Origin of the sequence: Frigoribacterium sp. MEB024 (assembly GCF_000878135.1) — a bacterium.
Taxonomy (GTDB): Bacteria; Actinomycetota; Actinomycetes; order Actinomycetales; family Microbacteriaceae; genus Frigoribacterium.
Window position 1 is genome coordinate 1 of record NZ_JXQZ01000099.1, and the last position, 17,484, is coordinate 17,484.

Annotated in this window: 19 protein-coding genes, 1 tRNA gene and 1 riboswitch; of the genes, 9 read left to right on the plus strand and 11 right to left on the minus strand. The window is 70.3% G+C overall.

The annotated features are described in order from the left end of the window. Window positions 1-83: 83 nt before the first annotated feature. Window positions 84-1,022, minus strand: coding sequence for an alpha/beta fold hydrolase (locus tag SZ60_RS14155; protein WP_043596959.1), 939 nt, complete (start codon window positions 1,020-1,022; stop codon window positions 84-86). Between the two features lie 165 nt (window positions 1,023-1,187). Here SZ60_RS14155 and SZ60_RS14160 point away from each other — a divergent pair, with 165 nt between their 5' ends. Next, window positions 1,188-1,859, plus strand: a complete 672-nt coding sequence (locus SZ60_RS14160) for an NUDIX domain-containing protein (protein WP_197073579.1) — start codon at window positions 1,188-1,190, stop codon at window positions 1,857-1,859. A gap of 24 nt (window positions 1,860-1,883) precedes the next feature. Here the strand turns inward: SZ60_RS14160 and SZ60_RS14165 are convergent, their stop codons facing one another. Further along, complete coding sequence (locus SZ60_RS14165; RefSeq protein ID WP_043596961.1) at window positions 1,884-2,744, minus strand: alpha/beta fold hydrolase; 861 nt, start codon at window positions 2,742-2,744, stop codon at window positions 1,884-1,886. An 85-nt stretch (window positions 2,745-2,829) separates the two neighbouring features. Here SZ60_RS14165 and SZ60_RS14170 point away from each other — a divergent pair, with 85 nt between their 5' ends. Together SZ60_RS14170 and SZ60_RS14175 are read left to right on the plus strand one after the other, a co-directional pair. Further along, the gene (locus tag SZ60_RS14170) at window positions 2,830-3,327 is read left to right on the plus strand and encodes a CGNR zinc finger domain-containing protein (protein ID WP_043596963.1); all 498 of its coding nucleotides are present in this window, start codon (window positions 2,830-2,832) and stop codon (window positions 3,325-3,327) included. 85 nt (window positions 3,328-3,412) lie between these two features. Further along, window positions 3,413-4,300, plus strand: a complete 888-nt coding sequence (locus SZ60_RS14175) for an NAD(P)-dependent oxidoreductase (protein WP_043596964.1) — start codon at window positions 3,413-3,415, stop codon at window positions 4,298-4,300. Between the two features lie 13 nt (window positions 4,301-4,313). Here SZ60_RS14175 and SZ60_RS14180 read toward each other — a convergent pair whose 3' ends face one another. Continuing rightward, window positions 4,314-5,045: an alpha/beta fold hydrolase gene (locus SZ60_RS14180; protein WP_043597105.1), complete on the minus strand. Its 732-nt coding sequence runs from the start codon at window positions 5,043-5,045 to the stop codon at window positions 4,314-4,316. Window positions 5,046-5,121: 76 nt separating this feature from the next. Between SZ60_RS14180 and SZ60_RS14185 the strand changes: the two genes are divergently transcribed. Next, window positions 5,122-5,562, plus strand: a complete 441-nt coding sequence (locus tag SZ60_RS14185) for a hypothetical protein (RefSeq protein ID WP_043597108.1) — start codon at window positions 5,122-5,124, stop codon at window positions 5,560-5,562. 4 nt (window positions 5,563-5,566) lie between these two features. Here the strand turns inward: SZ60_RS14185 and SZ60_RS14190 are convergent, their stop codons facing one another. After that, window positions 5,567-5,965 carry a hypothetical protein gene (locus tag SZ60_RS14190; protein ID WP_156155625.1) on the minus strand — a complete coding sequence of 133 codons (399 nt, stop codon included), beginning with the start codon at window positions 5,963-5,965 and terminating at the stop codon, window positions 5,567-5,569. A 73-nt stretch (window positions 5,966-6,038) separates the two neighbouring features. Continuing rightward, window positions 6,039-6,147: riboswitch (TPP riboswitch) on the plus strand. Here SZ60_RS14190 and SZ60_RS14195 point away from each other — a divergent pair. The 4 genes from SZ60_RS14195 (at window position 6,143) to SZ60_RS14210 (ending at window position 9,688) form a co-directional block, all read left to right on the plus strand. Continuing rightward, window positions 6,143-6,805, plus strand: a complete 663-nt coding sequence (locus SZ60_RS14195) for an ECF transporter S component (protein WP_082060182.1) — start codon at window positions 6,143-6,145, stop codon at window positions 6,803-6,805. It overlaps the preceding riboswitch by 5 nt. A 24-nt stretch (window positions 6,806-6,829) precedes the next feature. Further along, window positions 6,830-8,341 (plus strand): ABC transporter ATP-binding protein, encoded by a 1,512-nt coding sequence (locus SZ60_RS14200; protein WP_043596971.1) that lies wholly within the window; start codon window positions 6,830-6,832, stop codon window positions 8,339-8,341. Further along, window positions 8,338-9,132: an energy-coupling factor transporter transmembrane protein EcfT gene (locus SZ60_RS14205; protein ID WP_043596973.1), complete on the plus strand. Its 795-nt coding sequence runs from the start codon at window positions 8,338-8,340 to the stop codon at window positions 9,130-9,132. The genes SZ60_RS14200 and SZ60_RS14205 overlap by 4 nt, the downstream gene beginning before the upstream one ends. After that, window positions 9,125-9,688, plus strand: coding sequence for an ATP-binding protein (locus SZ60_RS14210; RefSeq protein WP_231567178.1), 564 nt, complete (start codon window positions 9,125-9,127; stop codon window positions 9,686-9,688). Before SZ60_RS14205 ends, SZ60_RS14210 begins: the two co-directional genes overlap by 8 nt. Before the next feature lie 10 nt (window positions 9,689-9,698). On the opposite strand, the gene SZ60_RS14215 is transcribed toward SZ60_RS14210, so the two are convergent. Then, window positions 9,699-11,912 carry an acyltransferase family protein gene (locus SZ60_RS14215; RefSeq protein WP_197073580.1) on the minus strand — a complete coding sequence of 738 codons (2,214 nt, stop codon included), beginning with the start codon at window positions 11,910-11,912 and terminating at the stop codon, window positions 9,699-9,701. Between the two features lie 42 nt (window positions 11,913-11,954). On the opposite strand from SZ60_RS14215, the gene SZ60_RS14225 reads away from it, so the two are divergent. Continuing rightward, entirely contained in the window at window positions 11,955-13,580 is a 1,626-nt protein-coding gene (locus SZ60_RS14225) for a glycosyl hydrolase family 28-related protein (protein ID WP_052505431.1), read from the plus strand. A gap of 12 nt (window positions 13,581-13,592) precedes the next feature. Here SZ60_RS14225 and SZ60_RS14230 read toward each other — a convergent pair whose 3' ends face one another. The 6 genes from SZ60_RS14230 to orn form a co-directional block, all read right to left on the minus strand. Next, a complete protein-coding gene (locus SZ60_RS14230) occupies window positions 13,593-13,910 on the minus strand; it encodes a metallopeptidase family protein (RefSeq protein WP_043597117.1) in 318 nt (105 codons plus the stop codon). Between the two features lie 493 nt (window positions 13,911-14,403). Continuing rightward, window positions 14,404-15,651 (minus strand): Fic family protein, encoded by a 1,248-nt coding sequence (locus tag SZ60_RS14235; protein ID WP_082060184.1) that lies wholly within the window; start codon window positions 15,649-15,651, stop codon window positions 14,404-14,406. A gap of 90 nt (window positions 15,652-15,741) precedes the next feature. Beyond that, window positions 15,742-16,263, minus strand: a complete 522-nt coding sequence (locus SZ60_RS14240; protein ID WP_043596981.1) for a hypothetical protein — start codon at window positions 16,261-16,263, stop codon at window positions 15,742-15,744. Window positions 16,264-16,298: 35 nt separating this feature from the next. Continuing rightward, entirely contained in the window at window positions 16,299-16,583 is a 285-nt protein-coding gene (locus SZ60_RS14245; RefSeq protein WP_156155627.1) for a hypothetical protein, read from the minus strand. 165 nt (window positions 16,584-16,748) lie between these two features. Next, window positions 16,749-16,821: transfer RNA gene (locus tag SZ60_RS14250), tRNA-His, on the minus strand. Window positions 16,822-16,861: 40 nt separating this feature from the next. Beyond that, window positions 16,862-17,482 carry an oligoribonuclease gene (orn, locus tag SZ60_RS14255; protein ID WP_043596986.1) on the minus strand — a complete coding sequence of 207 codons (621 nt, stop codon included), beginning with the start codon at window positions 17,480-17,482 and terminating at the stop codon, window positions 16,862-16,864. Window positions 17,483-17,484 lie beyond the last annotated feature (2 nt).

Genomic DNA, 17,484 nt, shown 5'->3' on the forward strand with positions numbered 1-17,484 from the left:
CAGGGTTCGCCACCGCACCCGAAAAGGATTGGAACGCATCTACTTCGTTACCCCGCCGTGACCTTCACCCCTCCCGATCTGGCTCATCCGGCGAGGAACTCGTCGGTGTCCGCGGCGATGCGGGTCGCCTGCGTGTGGTGCAGGTAGTGGTCTCCCTCGAGCGCGACGACCTGGCCGCGGACCACGCTCGCGGCCTGGTTCTCGTGCAACTCGAGCCAGCCGCCGGCGTCGGGGTCGGCGTCGTCCTGCGCGACGAAGAGGAGGACGGGAAGGTCCGCCGGGAACGTCCGTCCGCTGACCGACGCGAAGTTGCTCGCGGTGTGGTCCATCTCGTCGAGCAGGGTCGGAGCGGTCGAGTTCTTCGTGGTGAGGAAGCGCATCTGCTGTTTCGTGCCCTCGTCGTACGGCAGCCCCGCGTAGGCGTCGCCGGCGAGAGCGCTCGCCACGCGGAGCACACCGAGGCTGCGAAGCAAGGCCGTCCCGTCGGTCGGCACGGGGTCCTCCGCGCCGGGCTGGTCGGGGACGCTGCTGTCGATCCCGATGAACGCGGTGACCTCGCTCGCGAAGAGCCGGCTGTATTCGAGGGCGTAGACGCCCGAGATCGAGTGCCCCATGAGCGCGTAGCGGTCGATGCCCAACTGGCCCAGCGCCTCGTGCACCTCGCCCGCGATGTTCTCTGCCGTCCGGGGTGAGTCGGTCTGGTCGCTCAGCCCGGAGCCGAACGGCTCGACGGCGACGACGCGATGGGTGTCGTCGAGCTCGGAGACGAGCGGCCCGAAGTCCAGGCCGGGTGCCGCCGTGCCGAGGCCCGGCAGCAGGACGATCGTGTCCGCTCCGGACCCGCTGATGACGACGTTCATCTCTTTCCCGTCCACGGGCACGAGCTCGCCGTACGGCGTGATGGCGGCCAGCTCCGACCTCGTGGCGACCAGGTCGACGATCGACGTCGTCGTCAGCGTCAGGACGGGCACGGCCACGAGGGCGCCGACGGTCCACAGGGTCACCTTCAGGGATGTCCGCACGAGGTCCTCTCTCCGGGCGTTCGAGTCGGGTCCGAACGCTCCTCCGGAAGCACACCAGAGGGCGACGTCCTCGAGAAGTGCCGAGGCGTCACCACATCCCGTGACGGATGTCATCGACGGTCCTCTTCTCCCTCGCGGGTCGTCGCTCTCCGTTACTTTCGTGGGGTGATTGACTCCCGTGGCTCTCGTTCCCCCGACGGTCGTGGACGGACGGGTCTCGACTTGACCGGCCGCGATCTGACCCGCAACCCCGACGTCGTGGTCCGGGACGTCGAGGTGACCTCGGACGGGTGGCACGTGCTCCGCCGCACCACCTTCGACGTGAGGGGTCGTGACGGGCGGTGGTCGACCCAGCAGCGCGAGACGTACGACCGCGGCAACGGGGCGACGATCCTCCTGTTCGACCCGCATCGGGGCACGGTCCTCCTGACTCGGCAGTTCCGGTTCCCCGCCTACGTCAACGACCATCCCGACGGCATGCTGATCGAGACCGCCGCCGGCCTGCTCGACGAGGACGACCCCGAGACCGCGATCCGCCGCGAGGCGCAGGAGGAGACGGGCGTCGAGGTCGGTGACCTGATCCACGTCTTCGACGCCTACATGAGCCCGGGCTCGGTCACCGAGCGGGTGCACTTCTACGCCGCCCCCTACTCTGCGGCGGATCGCACCGGTGACGGGGGTGGTGTCGAGGAGGAAGGGGAGGACATCGAGGTGATCGAGCTGCCGATCCGGGACGCGCTCGACATGATCACCGACGGGCGCATCGTGGACGGCAAGACGATCATGCTGCTCCAGTGGGCCGCCCTGAACCCGGGCCGACTCGCCTTCCCGTCCTGAGCGGGTGGCCGCGGGTGGTCCGGATCACGTCTTCGGGAGCCACTCCCGGATCGTGGCCGCGACCAGATCGAGGTGTGACTCGAGCAGGAAGTGTCCACCGTCGACGAGCTCGACGCGAGCGTCCGGGGCGTCGCGGGTGAAGGCACCCGCACCGGCGGCATCGAAGATCTCGTCGTTGCGGCCCCAGATCGCGAGGACCGGGACGCGGGAGGCGCGGAGCCAGGAGTGAACGGCGGGGTACAGGGCGCGGTTGGTGGCGTAGTCGCGGAAGAGTGCCAGTTGGACGTCGTCCTGTCCCGGCCGGGCGAGGAGCGCGAGGTCGTGTTCCCAGGCATCGGGGTCGACGGATGTGGGGTCCGGCACGCCGTGGGTGTACTGCCATTCGACCGCCTCGCGGCCCAGGGCGGGTCGGAGCGCGTCGCGCGTCTCGGACGTCCGTTCGGCGGCGTCGGCCCAGATCGGGTCCCAGAAACTCGGCACGAAGCCTTCTCCGTACGCGTTGCCGTTCTGCGAGACGACAGCGGTGACCGCATCGGGCTCGGCCAGCGCGAGGCGCCACCCGACGGGGGCGCCGTAGTCCTGCACGTAGATCGCGTACCGCGCGACGCCGATGGTCGACAGGAAACGACCGGTCACCCGCGCCAGGGCCTCGAAGGTGTACTCGAACTCGTCGACCGACGGAGCGGAGGAGCGGCCGAAACCGATGTGGTCGGGGGCGATGACGCGGTACCGGTCGGCCAGAGCGGGGATGAGGTGGCGGAACATGTGCGAGCTCGTGGGGTAGCCGTGGAGGAGGACGAGAACGGGCGCGTCGGCGGGGCCGGCATCGCGGTAGAAGACGTCGAGCCCGTCGACAGAGGCGGTGCGGTGGTGGACGGTGACCATGTCTAACCCCTTTGGATTGTTTTAGTGGTTATCCCGACGGTAGCATGGTCGAGATGCGCCGGACGGTGCGAGAGAGCAGGGAGACGTGTTTCGCGACGAAGAGCTGCTCCTGGCCGTGCTGAACAGCGCACCGGTGGTCGACGGCGTCCCGACGGACGCCCTCGAGGGCGCGGCAGGGCGAGATCTGGTGCGGACCTGGGGTGGCACGGGCTCATCGGGCGAGGTCGCCCAGCTCAGGCGCGTGCGAGAGGCCCTGCACGCCGTCGTCCGCGGTGGCGACGACGGGGCCGTCGCCGAGCTCGCCGACGTCATGGACCGGACCGTGCAGATCCCGCGGACGACCCGGGACGGCGTCGTCTGGGAACTCCGGGTGCCCGGCGACGACCGACTCGCGGTCGCAGCCGTGTCGGCGTGGTCGAGCGTGACCTCGACGCTGCCCGGGCGCCTCCGTGCCTGCGCGAACGACGAGTGCAACCTGTTCCTGGTGGACCACAGCCGTCCCGGCACGGCGAAGTGGTGCTCCATGGCGACTTGCGGCAACCGGATGAAGGCGCGGGCCCACGCACGCCGCGCGAAGGACTGAGCGTGCCTCCTGAGGGCTGCGCGCGTAGCGTCGCCCCGGTGGATGCACCGGCCCTCGGCGCATCCCTCGATCGAGGGAGCGCGTCGTGAAGGTCGTCATCACGGGATCACGGGGCAAGGTCGGCCGTGCCGCCGTCGGGCGGTTCGTCGAGGCCGGGCACGACGTCCTCGGCGTCGACCTCGTCCGGCCCGTCTTCGACACGGGCGTCGACGAACCCGGCCGCTACGTGATGGGCGACCTGACCGACGCGGGGACCGCCTTCTCGGTGGTGGCAGGGGCCGACGTCGTCGTCCACGTCGCGGCCATCCCGCAGCCCACCGCGAACCCGGCCCACGTCGTGTTCCACACCAACCTGATGTCCACCTTCAACCTGGTCGAGGCGGCCGTGCGGTTCGGCGTGCCCCGCTTCGTCAACGTGTCGAGCGAGAGCATCGTGGGCAACTTCTTCCCCGAACGGCCCTTCCTGCCCGACTACGTGCCGGTCGACGAGGAGCACCCCCTCCACCCGCAGGACCCCTACGCCCTCTCGAAGGCGTTCGGCGAGCAGCTGATGGACGCCGCCGTCCGGCGTTCCGACCTGCGCGCGATCTCGATCCGCCCGAGCACTGTCCACGACGACGGCAACTACGAGGCCAACCTCGGCCCTCAGGTGCGCGAGGCTGATCCCGAGAGTGCGAACTTCGGCAGCTACGTCGACGCCGACGACCTCGCCGACGCGCTCCTGCTGGCCGCCGAGTCCGACCTGCCGGGTCACGAGGTCTTCTACATCGCCGCAGCCGACAACGCCGGCGGCCACGACGTCGCCGCCACCCTCCGAGAGCACCACGGCGACCGCATCGAACTGCGCGAGCTCGACCGGGTCGACGCGTCGGGCATCTCGACCGCCAAGGCGGCCCGCATGCTCGGCTGGAGGGCGAAGCGCTCCTGGCGGGACCACCTCGACACCGAGGGTCACGCCCTGCCGAAGGCCTGACCGCCGACGAGCGTCAGAGCAGCTCGGCCAGCAGCGCGAAGGTGCGGTCGGGTGCCTCGAGCTGCATGTCGTGGTGGACGCCCGGCAGGCGGCGGATCTGCCAGCCGGCCCGCTGGTAGCCCGACACGAGACGCTCGGGCAGGACGGCGGAGGAGTCGTCGGACAGCACGATGACCGAGGGCACCGTGGGCTCCGTCGTCGCGACGGGGTGGAAGGCGACGTCGCGGAACACGCCCACCGCCATGCCCGAGTCGAACCGGGCGTGGGCCTGATCCAAGGAGGCGCGGGTCGCGTCGTCGTACCCGGCGCGCAGTCGCGCGCTCTTCCGCGCCTGGGCGAGGGCCGCGACACCCATCGTCACGGTGGGGGCGGCCCAGAAGAGCCGGCCGGCGAGGCCCGTCGTCGGCAGGGCGAGGGAGAACCCGGGGTCGAGGTAGACGGCCGTGCGGGGCTGCAGCCGTTCGACGGCGCGGACGAGCGCGGAGCCGCCCAGCGAATGCCCGACGACACCGTGCAGTCCCTGGGGCAGGGCCGAGGCGACGTCGTCCGCGAACTCGTCGAGCCGGTACGACGACGCCCGGTCGCTCTCACCGTGACCCCGCAGGTCGAGGGTGGTGACCGTGTACGAACCGGTCGCGACGAACCGGTCGACGATCGGCTTCCAGGTCGCACCGTCGGCGCCGAGCCCGTGGACGAGGGCGACGTGGCGGTCGCCGTCGCCGATGGTCGTGACATCCAGGTGCATGACGACCATCCTGCCTGTCACCATGGGGCGTACGCCGACCCGACCGAGCCGACGCACGCACGAGAAGGGCACGATCATGGCCGACACCGGATTCAGCAAAGAAGAGAAGGCCGCCATGAAGCAGCGCGCCGCCGAGCTCCGGGCCGAGGCGAAGCGCCAGAAGTTGGCCGACAAGTCGGCCGCCGAGGCGCAGGACGCCGCGGACGCCATCGCGGCCATGACCGACGTCGAACGACCGATCGCCCAGATGGTGCACGAGGTCGTCGCCGAGCACGCCCCGAACCTCGCCCCCAAGACCTGGTACGGCTTCCCCGCCTACGCCCGTGAGGACGGCAAGGCCGTCGTTTTCTTCCAACCCGGCGCCAAGTTCGGCACTCGCTACTCGACCCTCGGGTTCCAGGACGGTGCCCAGCTGGACGACGGCACCCTCTGGCCGACCTCGTACGCGGTGACCGGCGCCGACGACGCGACCCGCGCCTCCGTCGCCGCCCTCGTCCGGAAGGCCGCCGGACTCTGACGCGTCAGTACGCGTCGGCCGACAGGGCGATCAGCGGGTAGGCGACCGGCCCGGCGAACGCGAGGAGCACCGCCAGGGTGACGGCGGTGATCGGCAGCCCCATCAGGCGCTGTCGGAGCGCGAGGGACAGCACACCGACGACGAGGGTCACGATCGCGAGGACCCAGCACAGCACCGACGCCACCGTCGCGACGCCGAAGGCGTGGATGCCGTACGCCGCCGCCTCGCCGCGGTAGGAGTGGATCATCGGCTGGAGGACGACGAAGGGGACGACCCCGGTGACGACCGCGAGCACCACCGAGGTGATCGGCAGGACGAGACGGGCGGGGTGAGGTGGCCGACGGCGAACCGGAGCCGGCGGGGGCGCCGGAGGTGCGGGTGGTGCGACGGGAGGCCGACTCATGCCGCCACCCTAGGCGGACCGATCGGTCGATGCCGCCGTGACCGTGACCCTCGGCCCGGCGCTATGATCGTCCCCACAACACACGGGAGTCCGGTGAGCCGGGCTGAGAGGAAGCGAACCACGCTTCGACCGTCGAACCTGATCTGGGTCATGCCAGCGCAGGGAGGAGAAGAACAGATGTCCACGTCCACGCCCGAAAACCGTTCCACGGCGGCTCGCGACAGCTCGACCGGCTTCACGCCGAAGGCCCCCATCACCCCCACCCGGCGCTGGCGCGTCGTCGACATCGTGATCGCCAGCGTCATCGGCGTCGCCGCCGGCGTCGTGTTCTGGGCCTGGGGCCTGGCCTACACGCCCATCGACAGCGTCCTGAGCTTCTCGGGCGGCTTCGAGGGCATCCTCAACGGCGGCTGGCTCTTCGCCGGCGTGCTCGGCGGCATCGTCATCCGGAAGCCCGGCGCCGCCGTCTACACCGAGGTCGTCGCGGCGGTCGTCTCGATGTTGATCGGCACCCAGTGGGGCTTCTCGGTGCTCATCTGGGGCATCGTCCAGGGCCTGGGCGCCGAGATCGTGCTCGCGGTCTTCCTCTACAAGTCGTGGCGGATCGGCACGGTGCTGCTCGCCGGTGCCGTCGCCGGCCTCGCCGTCGGCCTGATGGACACGAGCTTCGCCTCGGCGGCCGCCTACGCCGCCGGGTCGAAGACGATCTACGTCGTGACCTCGGTCGTCTCGGGCACCGTCCTCGCCGGTCTGCTCTCGTGGCTCGCCGCCCGCGGCCTCGCCCGCACGGGCGCGCTCTCGCGGTTCGCCTCGGGACGCTCGGCGGACGCCCGGGTCTAGGCGCGCCTCCTCGTGGTCCTTCCCGTGAGCAGGGCGAGCGGCGGACGGTGGGCGCCGGAGGACGGTGCCCGCGTCACCGCCCGGGGCTGGGGGTGGCGGCACGCCGGTCGTCGCCGGCCCGCCGTCTCGCAGCTCGACCTCGACGTCGCCCCCGGTGAGCGCGTCCTGCTGCTCGGCGCATCCGGTGCGGGCAAGTCGACGTTGCTCGCCGGTCTCGCCGGTGTGCTGGGCGGCGACGACGAGGGCGACGAGGCCGGCGACCTGCTCGTCGACGGCCGCGCCCCCGCCGAGCAGCGCGGACGGATCGGCCTCGTCCTGCAGGACCCCGACTCGCAGGTCGTCCTCGCCCGGGTGGGCGACGACGTCGCGTTCGGGTGCGAGAACCTGGGCGTGCCCCGCGACGAGATCTGGCGCCGCGTCGGCCACGCCCTCGATGCCGTCGGGCTCGACCTGCCGCTGTCCGCGTCGACCTCCGAGCTGAGCGGCGGCCAGAAGCAACGGCTCGCGCTCGCCGGGGCCCTCGCCATGCGGCCGGGCCTGCTGCTCCTCGACGAGCCCACGGCCAACCTCGACCCCCGAGGGGTCGTCGAGGTGCGCGACGCCGTGGCCCGCGTCGTCGCCGACACCGGGGCGACGCTCGTCGTCGTCGAGCACCGGGTGTCGGTCTGGCTGCCCGTCGTCGACCGGGTCGTCGTGCTCGACGCGGGCGGGGGAGTCCTGGCCGACGGCCGACCCGACGACGTGCTCCGCGCCGAACGCGACCGCCTCGTCGACGCGGGGGTGTGGGTCCCCGGTGCCGCGCCTCCTGCGCCCGTCCGGTCGCGCACGACCGGTGAGCTGCTGCTGACGGCCGGGGGCCTCGACGTGGGCCACAAGGGGCCCAAGGGTCGCGCGGTCGCCGCGGGGATCGACCTCACCGTCACCGAGGGGCGTGCCCTCGCGGTGACCGGCACGAACGGCTCGGGCAAGTCGACGCTCGCCCTCACCGTCGCGGGGCTGCTCGCCCCCGTCGCGGGCGCCCTCGAGGCCACGCCGTCGTTCGCCCACGGTGCCGGCCCGTCTCCGATCCGCTGGAAGCCCCGGCAGCTGCTCACCCGGGTCGGCACGGTCTTCCAGGACCCGGAGCACCAGTTCCTGACGGCGACCGTCCGCCGCGAGCTGGCGGTGGGTCCGGAGGCGCTGGGCGCGTCCCCGAGAGAGGTCGCGTCGCGCGTCGACCACCTCCTCGACCGGCTGCGGCTCGACCATCTCGCCGGCGCGAACCCCTTCACGCTCTCGGGTGGTGAGAAACGCCGACTCTCGGTCGCGACCGTGCTCGCCTCACGCCCGTCGATGCTCGTGCTCGACGAACCGACCTTCGGGCAGGACGCCCGCACCTGGCGAGAACTCGTGGCCCTTCTCGCCGAGCTGCTGGACGAGGGCCGGGCGGTCGTCGCCGTGACCCACGACGCCGAGTTCGCGTCGACCCTCGCCGACGACGTGCTCGACCTCAGTGCCCACGCTCGCCGCACCGACCCCGCCGAGCTGCGCCGATGAGCGTCCTCACCCCGGTCGTGGCGACCGGCGTGGTCGGGCGCGTCAATCCCGTCGCCAAGCTGCTCGCCGCCGTCGTGCTCGCGATCGCCCTGCTGCTCTCGATCGACTGGGTCTCGGCCGGCACCGCGCTGCTGCTCGAGGCCCTGCTGCTGCCCTTCGCCGGTCTGTCCGCCCGGCAGCTGCTCGCCCGCACGGCACCGCTCTGGATCGCCGCCCCGACGTCGGTCGTCGCCATCGCCCTCTACGGACGCGACGGCGGGGCGTCCGTGGTCGAGTGGGGGTTCCTCTCGGTGACCGAAGGGTCGCTGGCCCTCGCCGGGGCGATCGGCCTGCGCATCCTCGCCGTCGGCGTGCCCGGCATCGTGCTGTTCGCGACGACCGACCCGACCGACCTCGCCGACGGTCTCGGTCAGGTGTTGCGACTGCCGGCACGCTTCGTGTTGGGGGGCCTCGCCGGGCTGCGTCTGGTCGGGCTGTTCATGGACGACTGGCGGCAGCTCGCCCTGGCCCGTCGCGCCCGGGGCGTCGCGGACTCGGGCGGGCCGGTCGGGGCGCTGAGGCGGTTCGGGCAGCAGGCCTTCTCGCTGCTCGTGCTGTCGGTCCGACGCGGCAGCAAGCTCGCCACCGCCATGGAGGCCAAGGGCTTCGGCGGCGACGCCCCGCGCACCTGGGCTCGTCCGTCGTCGTTCGGACTGCGAGACGGCGTGCTCGTCGCCCTCGGCGTCGTCATCGCCGCCACCTCGGTGACCGCGGCCGTCCTGGCCTGCACGTGGGAGTTCGTCCTTGCCTGAGCAGGTCATCGTCGACGACGCCGTCGGGGCCCTGCTCCGCCGAGCCGAGGAGGCGCGGGTCGGGTCGCGTCGCGTGGTCCTGTTGATCGACGGCCGCTCGGGCTCGGGCAAGACCACGCTCGGCCGTGCGGTGGCCGCCGCGTGGCCCGTCGACCGGCTCGGACCCGTGCGCCTGGTGCACCTCGACGACGTCTACCCGGGCTGGCACGGGCTCGAGGCGGCGTCCCGCGCGGTCGAGACGTCCATCTTGTCGCCGGTCGACCCGGGATGGCGGCGGTGGGACTGGGAGCACGACCGCGCGGCGGCATGGGAGGTGCTCGACCCGGCCGTCTCGCTGATCGTCGAAGGGGCCGGGGCCTTGACCCGCGCCTCCTCGGCGCTGGCCGACGTCCGCGTGTGGCTGGAGCTCGACGCCGACACCCGTCGGCGACGGGCCCTCGACCGCGACGGTGCCGCCTTCGAGCCGTGGTGGGACGTCTGGGCTGCCCAGGAGGATCGGCACCTCGACCGGTGGTCGCCGACGGGCCTCGCCGACCTGGTCGTCGAGGCGCGGTAGCGCCCAGGCGTCAGAGCACCTGCCGAGCGCGCAGCAGGTCGCCCAGCACGGGCGAGACGGCGAGCGCGAAGGCCGTCGTGAGGTGCACGCGGTCCTCTTTCACGGGGACGGTGCCGACGAACGCCGGACAGAGGTCGCTCACGCAGGTCAACACCCGCAGGTCGACGAACGTCCCGCCGACCGCGTCGAGGACCTCGCGGTCGGCCGCCGCCCGGTCGAGCCACGTGCGGGACGTCCGCGAGATGCAGTCGACCGGGCTGCCGCCTCGCCGGAAGCACGACGCGATGTCGGCGTCGTCCGGTGGCGGGGTCAGGACCACGACCGACCCGGCGGCGGCGGCCGCGCGTCGAGCGTGGGCGCCGAACCCCTCGGACCATCGATCAGGTGTGATCGTGCCCGCTCCGTCCTCGGAGAGCGTCTGATAGGAGTTGGTCACGAGGACGACGTCGGGGCGCGTGTCGTCGATCAGGGCGAGGGTCTCGTCGTTGTGCGCGCGACAGGACTCGAGGATGCCGGCGACGTCGTTCTGGACGCGGATGTCGACGAACGGGCACGCGAACTTGGCCCGGTTGATCAGCGTGAATCCGCCGTCGGTCGACTCGGCGAGGGGGACGAGTGCATCGAGGTGGTGCATGGCCGTCGAGTCCCCGACGAGCAGGACCGTGGTGGTCGCGGTAGGGGAGGACCACGTGCAGTCGTCGGGTGTCCGCCCCTGGGCCTCGGCGTCCCCGCAGGCGAGGTGGGGGCTGCCGGGTCGCGTCCGGTCGAGGACGGACTCGATGCCGGGGTCGAGGTCGGGCCACGAGGTGGCCGAGAGGGCTCGTCCCACCTCGGCGGACCACTCGTCGAGTGCCGGCAGGTCGAGGTCGTCGGTGCCACCGGCCCCACCGGCGTCGCCGTCACCGTCGTCGACCCCGTCGTCGGGGCGTCCGTCGGCCGATGTGGCGGGCAGGACGGGAGGAGCGGCCGTGGGCCGCACGGCATCGACGGCCAGGGCGGTGGCCGTGACGGCGGCCACCGCGAGGAGCGCGACCCCGCCGCGCCGGTACGTCGACCGATGGTCTCGTCGCCATCGTCGCCAGGCGCGTCCGGGTGGTCCCGGCTCGAGGAGGGGGGAGGCGATGAACGGTCGCTCGACGAGGTGGTACGTCAAGGCCGACAGGACGAGTGTGGCGACGAAGACGGTCGGCCAGAGCCTGGCCGGATCGTCGCCCAGCAACGAGGTGCCGACCACGAGCACGACGAAGTGCCACAGGTAGATCGAGTACGAGAGGTCCCCGACGATCGTCACCGGTCGGCTGGCGAGGGGCCCGAGCCACGGTGTGCCGACGCAGCCCGTTCCCGAGGCGAGGACGAGCAGCGTGGCCGCCACGGGCAGCAGGGCTCCGGGAGCCGGGAACGGAACGGTGCTCGTCGTGACCCAGGCCGAGGCCACGACGCCGACGAGGCCGATCCACGCCAGGGCCGGACGGAGGACGACGGGGAGCCGGGTCATCGTGGGGGCCGCCGTCGCGAGGAGCGCTCCGAGGGCGAGCTCCCATGCGCGGGTCAGGCTCGAGAAGTAGGCGACGGTCGGCGATGCCGTGGACTGCTGCCAGGCCCAGGCGAGCGATGCCACCACGAGCACCAGCAGCAGCGTCCCCAGGGCCACCCTCGGGACGGCCGGGCCGGGCCGTCGCCGGGCGACGGCGACGGCGGCGACGACCACGAGGGGCCAGACGAGGTAGAACTGCTCCTCGACCGCCAGGGACCAGTAGTGCTGGAAGGGCGACTCGGGGCCCTGGGCCGCGAAGTAGTCGGTGCCGGTGGCCGCGAAGTGCCAGTTGGCCAGGGACGCGGCGGACCACAGGGCGTCCACCGCGGCCGAGGTGCCCCGGGCCGGGCCGACGGCGGACCAGGTGACGAGCGTCCCCACCAGGAGGACCAGGACGCTCGCCGGCACGATGCGGCGGACGCGGCGTCGCCAGAAGTCGGCGAGGGAGACCCGCCCGTGCCGGTCGGCCTCGCGCAGCAGCAAGCCCGTGATCAGGAATCCCGACACGACGAAGAACACGTCGACCCCGACGAATCCACCGGCGGGCCGACCCGTGACGTGCTCGACGACGACCATCGCCACGGCGAGGGCCCTGAGCGCCTGGACGTCGAGACGGTGAGCGCGGGCACGGGCGGGACGGCGCGGCGCGATGTTCTTGTCGATGGTGTGCACCCGATCTTCTGACGACATGTGGTGAGGCATATATTACCCACGCTCGTGTACCCTGACGCCATGACCGATCCCCTCGCCGAGACTCCGACCCGTTCGCGTCGCGGATTCCTGTTGGTCGGCGCGGCGGGCATCGCCGCGGCCGGTGCCGCGGCGGTCGCTCCCGCCGTCCGACCGGCTCGTGCCGCCGACGGGCCCTCCGCCGACGCGCCTCCCACCGACGGGGCCGGTGCGGCACCGGCAGCCGGTGTCGCGGCATCGGACGATCGCACGGGAGTCGACGTCCGTGACCACGGCGCGGTCGGCGACGGTCGGACCGACGACACCGCCGCGTTCGCCGGGGCCGTCGAGGCGGCCAGGGCGGTCAGGGGGCGTGTGCTCGTACCGGCCGGCACGTACGTCGTCGACTCGGTGACGGTGCCGCTGCTGGTGTCGATCCGGGGCACGGGGGCCGACGTCAGTCGGTACGGGGCCTCTACCGACGGCGGTGTCACCATCCGGCACCTCGCCCGATCGACGAAGCCGATGTTCGTCGTCGACGGCAACGGCGTCACCCTCGAGGGGCTGACGCTCCAGGGCAACGGCTCGACGGCACCCCTCGTGCAGGTCGTCAACGGTTTCGAGTCCCGTTTCGACCGGGTGCAGTTGGCCGGCGTGACCGGCACGGCCCTGCTCGTCGAGCGGGTCAACAACAATCTCTGGTCGGACCTCTTCGTCAACAACTGCGGGTCGGCCGACGCGGCCGCGGTCGTCGTCCGGTCCCCGGCCTCGGGTGGGTCGAACACGAACACGTTCACCTGCGTGAACCTCCACATCGAGGGCAGCGCGAACGTCGCGCTCGATCTCGCCTGGGGTTCGACCGCCGAGTACTTCGTCGAGTTCGTCCGGCTGATCGCCCCGCACATCGAGACGCTGCAGCGGGCGGGCTCGGGCACCGACGCGACCGTGCGCATCGGCAACGTCCGGCAGGTCGAGTTCGTCGCCCCGACGATCTACGGCGGGCCGGGACCGTTGATCGAGCACGACGAGAGACGACGTCGGGGCGTCGACCTCGACGGGGGCATCCGATTGCTCGGCGGTGCGCTGCTGGGGGCCGACCCCGCCCAGGTCGGTGCGTCGAGCGTGCTCGTGCGGCTCACCAAGGGCGACGACTTCGCCCTGGTGGGCACCCGTCTCGGTCGCTTCACCCAGGCAGGGGTCGAGTTGGGGGCGGGGTACGGCTCGCGGTTCGCCGTCGATCCGACGACGCGGATCGCCACGACCGGCTCGGCCGTCGACGTCGTCGACCGACGAGAGGTCGAGGCTCGGCCGCTCTGGGCCTGGGGTGGCGACCTCGCGGTCGGGCGTCGGTTGCTGGGGGCCCTCGGCGGCCCCTCGCCGGTGGCGTCGGCCATGGGGCGGAACGGCGACGGCGCACCGGCTCCCACCCTGGCGGGTTCCGATCTGAGGGGAACGGTCGGCTTCGGTTCGGGTCGGGCCCGTCGTTCCGGTACGCAGGTGCGGGTCCGGTATTCGAAGCCCTTCGCCACGGCGCCGGTGGTCTCCATCTGTCCGGCCTCGAACGCGGCGGCATCGGCCCAGTTCTTCGTCGTCTCGCGTCCCGACGCCTTCGACGTCGAGATGGTCGGCGACCTCGCGGACGGCCTCCCGGCCGACGCCTACCGGTTCACGTATCAGATCATCGGGTGACGGCGGCCTCCGTCAGGCCCAGCCGAGTTCGTGCAGTTGGTCGTCGTCGAGGCCGTAGCAGTGGGCGATCTCGTGGACGAGCGTGACGTGGATCTCGTCGGCGAGCTGGTCGAGGTCGTCCACGGCGGCGAGGTGCGGTTCGCGGTAGAGGATGATCCGGTCGGGTAGCTCGCCGAAGCCGTACTGGCCACGTTCGGTGAGGGCGACGCCGTCGTACAGGCCGAGCAGGTCGAGCGTGCCGTCCTCGGGGCGGTCTTCCGTGACGAACACGACGTTGTCGAGCCCGTCGACCATGTCGTCCGGCAGCAGGTCGAGTTGGTCGACGACCATCGCGTCGAACGCCTCGGCGCTCACCTCCGCCGGGTCGATCCCGGTCGCGTGTCGTTCGTCGGCATCCAGCGCGTCGTCGCCGTTCTCGGGGGAGTCGTCCACTCGCTCACTCTCGCACGCCCACACGGCCTGTCGCTGGGCGCTTCCCCGAGCCCCCTGCCGCGACGAGCGCAGCGATGTCGCACACCCCGCGATGCCGTGACCGCGACGAGCGCAGCGAAGTCCTGACCCTCGACGTCGTGGATGCGCTCGCGCATCCGCGACCAGAAGGCCCTGGAGCCCGATAAATCCCCTGCCCGTCGGAGGGCAGGGGTTTCCACTCAGGTGAGTAACGGGGCAGGAACCAGTCTGCGAGACTGCCCACCCCGCCCTCTTTCTCTTTTTAAACATGGCAGGCGGGCCGGCTGATGCTGCTGTGAGGGTAGGCCGAAAAGTGCCGAGAAACGCTGGCTTATGTAGCCGCGGCCACATTTAGCTACGCGCTCGCCGAGGCCTAGCCGGCAGCATCGGGGCCCTCGTTCACATCTTCCTGCCGGACCACTAGGGGCATCGTAATGCCCAGCTCGGGACGGGGCACGAACGCATCCATGAGCTCAATGTTGGACTGGTAACGGCCACGTCCTACCTCGCGGATGAGCTTTAACTCGAGCAGCTTCGAAATGTCGCGGCTGAAGAGTCGGTCGCTTGCTGTCGCGTACATGACGGCGATGTCCGCATTGAGGCGCTTGATGTCCCTCTTGGTGTACTCAACATCGGGGAGCAGAGCAAGAACAACGGCGCGGCGCCGTTTGGCGATCTCCGTCGAGGGCTCACTCTGAAAAGCCTCGTGGACATAGTTGATCCAGGCCACCCGTCTCTGCTGGGTCTGGACCTCTTCGATTTGCTCGCGGAGCTCATCGCGGAAGCCGATCGCGCTGTAGGCAATGAACCCAGGCAGGTCCATGGCGCGGGAAGCAGCTTCAAGGCGCTGGTAGTAGCGAGGCTTGGTCTTGTTGTAGTAGTTGGACAGGACCGTGGTGCTGACCCAGGGGACAGTACTGGAGTGCGCGAGGATTGCTGCCTCCACAAGCCTCGCCGTCCGGCCGTTGCCGTCGCCGAAGGGATGGATCCAGGCGATGTAGATATGAGCAAGCGTCGCCGCAAAGAAGCTAAGGAAGAACCGCTGGTCCAGGGTGCGACTCTTCTCGGCCTGCTCGATAATGCTGTTGATCCAGGTCGACATCTCCTCCATGAGGTAGGGCACATCCTCGGTCGGAGCGCCCTTGTAGGTGCCGACGCCAACAGCGACGGTGCGCAACTCGCCAGGGACAACGTGGTCTTCGAGTTCGAGGTCGCGCATCAAGAGGGCATGCTTGGACAGCATCCATTCTGTGGACAGTCGGAAGGTACCTGACGCGGTTATTTCACCTCTGACATCGATGAGAGCGTCGACGACGTTCCGCACTTCCTGCTCCTGGTAGCGCTGCGACTCAGGGAGCGAGCGATTGTTGACGAGGATGTCTTCGACTTGGTCCTCGTTCAAGGTGTTGCCCTCGATGGCGGCCGAGGCCAGGGCTCCGCGACGCAGGAAGACCTCGGACAGATGCATGGCAAGGGCAGGCTGCAGCGGCGTGCCGATCAAGTGCTGGCACTTGGAGAACGCCTCGCCGAGATGGGCCCAGGCAATGGAGCCGAGAGATTGCGGATCGAACTTGAAGGTCAGCCACTCATGCGTCGTCTGGTAGGTCCGGGTGGGGGTCATGGGATAAACACTACCTGTTTTTGTCCACATCCGTGTCGCGGAACGTGTCCAGGATTCCGTCCTCGAACTGGTGATTAAAGGTGCCGACTTCTAAGCGGTTGCATCTCGAGCGCTATCGCCCCCGGTTCCCTCGCCCGCCTCGGTCGAGCCGCTCGCTGATGCCCCGGCGGCACCCTTGGCCACGTCGCTCTTTGACGGCGTGTACAGGGTGGTGAAGGCCGCCGCCGTGATGACGGTAAGGAAGAGCGCCACGATGACTAAGACCGCCACGGAGACGACATAGAGCCAGGCTGGCCCATCTTCGCTGAGGCGCCGAACCCAGGTCCAGGTGTAGTAGATCGCCAGTGTGGTGCCGGCGAAGAGAATCAGCGTCAGTATTAAGTTGCCGACGTTCAGCTTGCGGCTGTGACGCCGTGCCTCGCGCTCGGCCAGCCATCTAACCTCATCTGCGAGGAGAGCCTGCATGCCGATCTCCGCGGCGCCAGAATCTTTGAGCTTCGCCAACAGATCCGCGTGGTGATCCACCCTCTTCGACAGCCGACTGGTTCCCTTGAACAGGGTGGCGATGACGCCAAGAAGAGGGACGGCGATGGCGCCAAGTGCTTGCCACATTCCGGTGGTCCTTTCAGTTCGCGGGCGCTCGCCGGTCAGGCGGCTATGAGGTTGAAGCGGTGGAGGTTCCAATAGACGCTGATCAAGCGGGTGGAGACTCCCATCTCGTGGGCCCACCTCGACGTACCGGGTGACCATCGCATGAGGTCGACCGAGTCGGGGTGGACGTACTGGTCGACCCAGTCGCGGAACGTGGGCCCGTCACCGGCGGAGGGCTGCCGGGCTTCCCACATGGCGAGCGCCGCAGCTGCGCCGACGCGGTCGATGAGGCCGCCGAATTGGCGTGCGCCGGCCTCGTGCTTGAAGGACTTCGATCGCATGGCGGCACCGAGTCGGAATTGGACCCGCCGGCAGATGCGTCCGTCCTTCATTCGACACGGTAAAACAGCGGCCAAGATGCCTCCAAGAGTGGGCATCCGCCGGGAACGAAACAAGCGGATGTAGCCCTAGCTAATGACCTTGGCTTACATCCGCTTGCTTTTTCGGGTGAGTAACGGGGCTTGAACCCGCGGCCTCCTAGACCACAACCAGGCGCTCTACCAGCTGAGCTATACCCACCATGCGCGACTGCCGAGGCGATCGCAACGAGAAGACTCTACTACAAGCGGGGGGCCCATTCGTCCACGACGGCCTTCGAGATCGCCTGGACGTCGTCGGTGGTGGGGCCGGGGTCGGCGACGAAGCCGGCGCGACGGTAGTACTCGAGTTCGCGGATGGATTCGAGGATGTCGGCGAGGGCGCGGTGGCCGCCGTGCTTCTGGGGGGCGTTGAAGTACACGCGGGGGAACCAGCGGCGGGCGAGCTCTTTGATGGAGGACACGTCGACGCTGCGGTAGTGCAGGTGGCCGTCGACGCGGGGCATGTACTTCGCGAGGAAGGCCCGGTCGGTGCCGATGGTGTTGCCGGCGAGGGGGGCGTGCTGCTCGGTGGGGACGTACTTGAGGATGTACTCCAGCACCTCGAACTCGGCCTCGGCGAGGCTGACGCCGTTCGGGATCTCGTCGATGAGCCCCGACGAGCGGTGCATCTCGGTGACGAACTCACCCATGTTGTCGAGGGCGGACTGGTCGGGTTTGATGACGATCGTGAAGCCCGGGTGCACGGGCGTCAGGTCGAAGTCCGTGACGACCACGGCCACCTCGACCAGTTCGTCGACCGAGAGGTCGAGCCCGGTCATCTCGCAGTCGATCCAGACCAGTCGGTCGTTGCTCGTAGCCATTG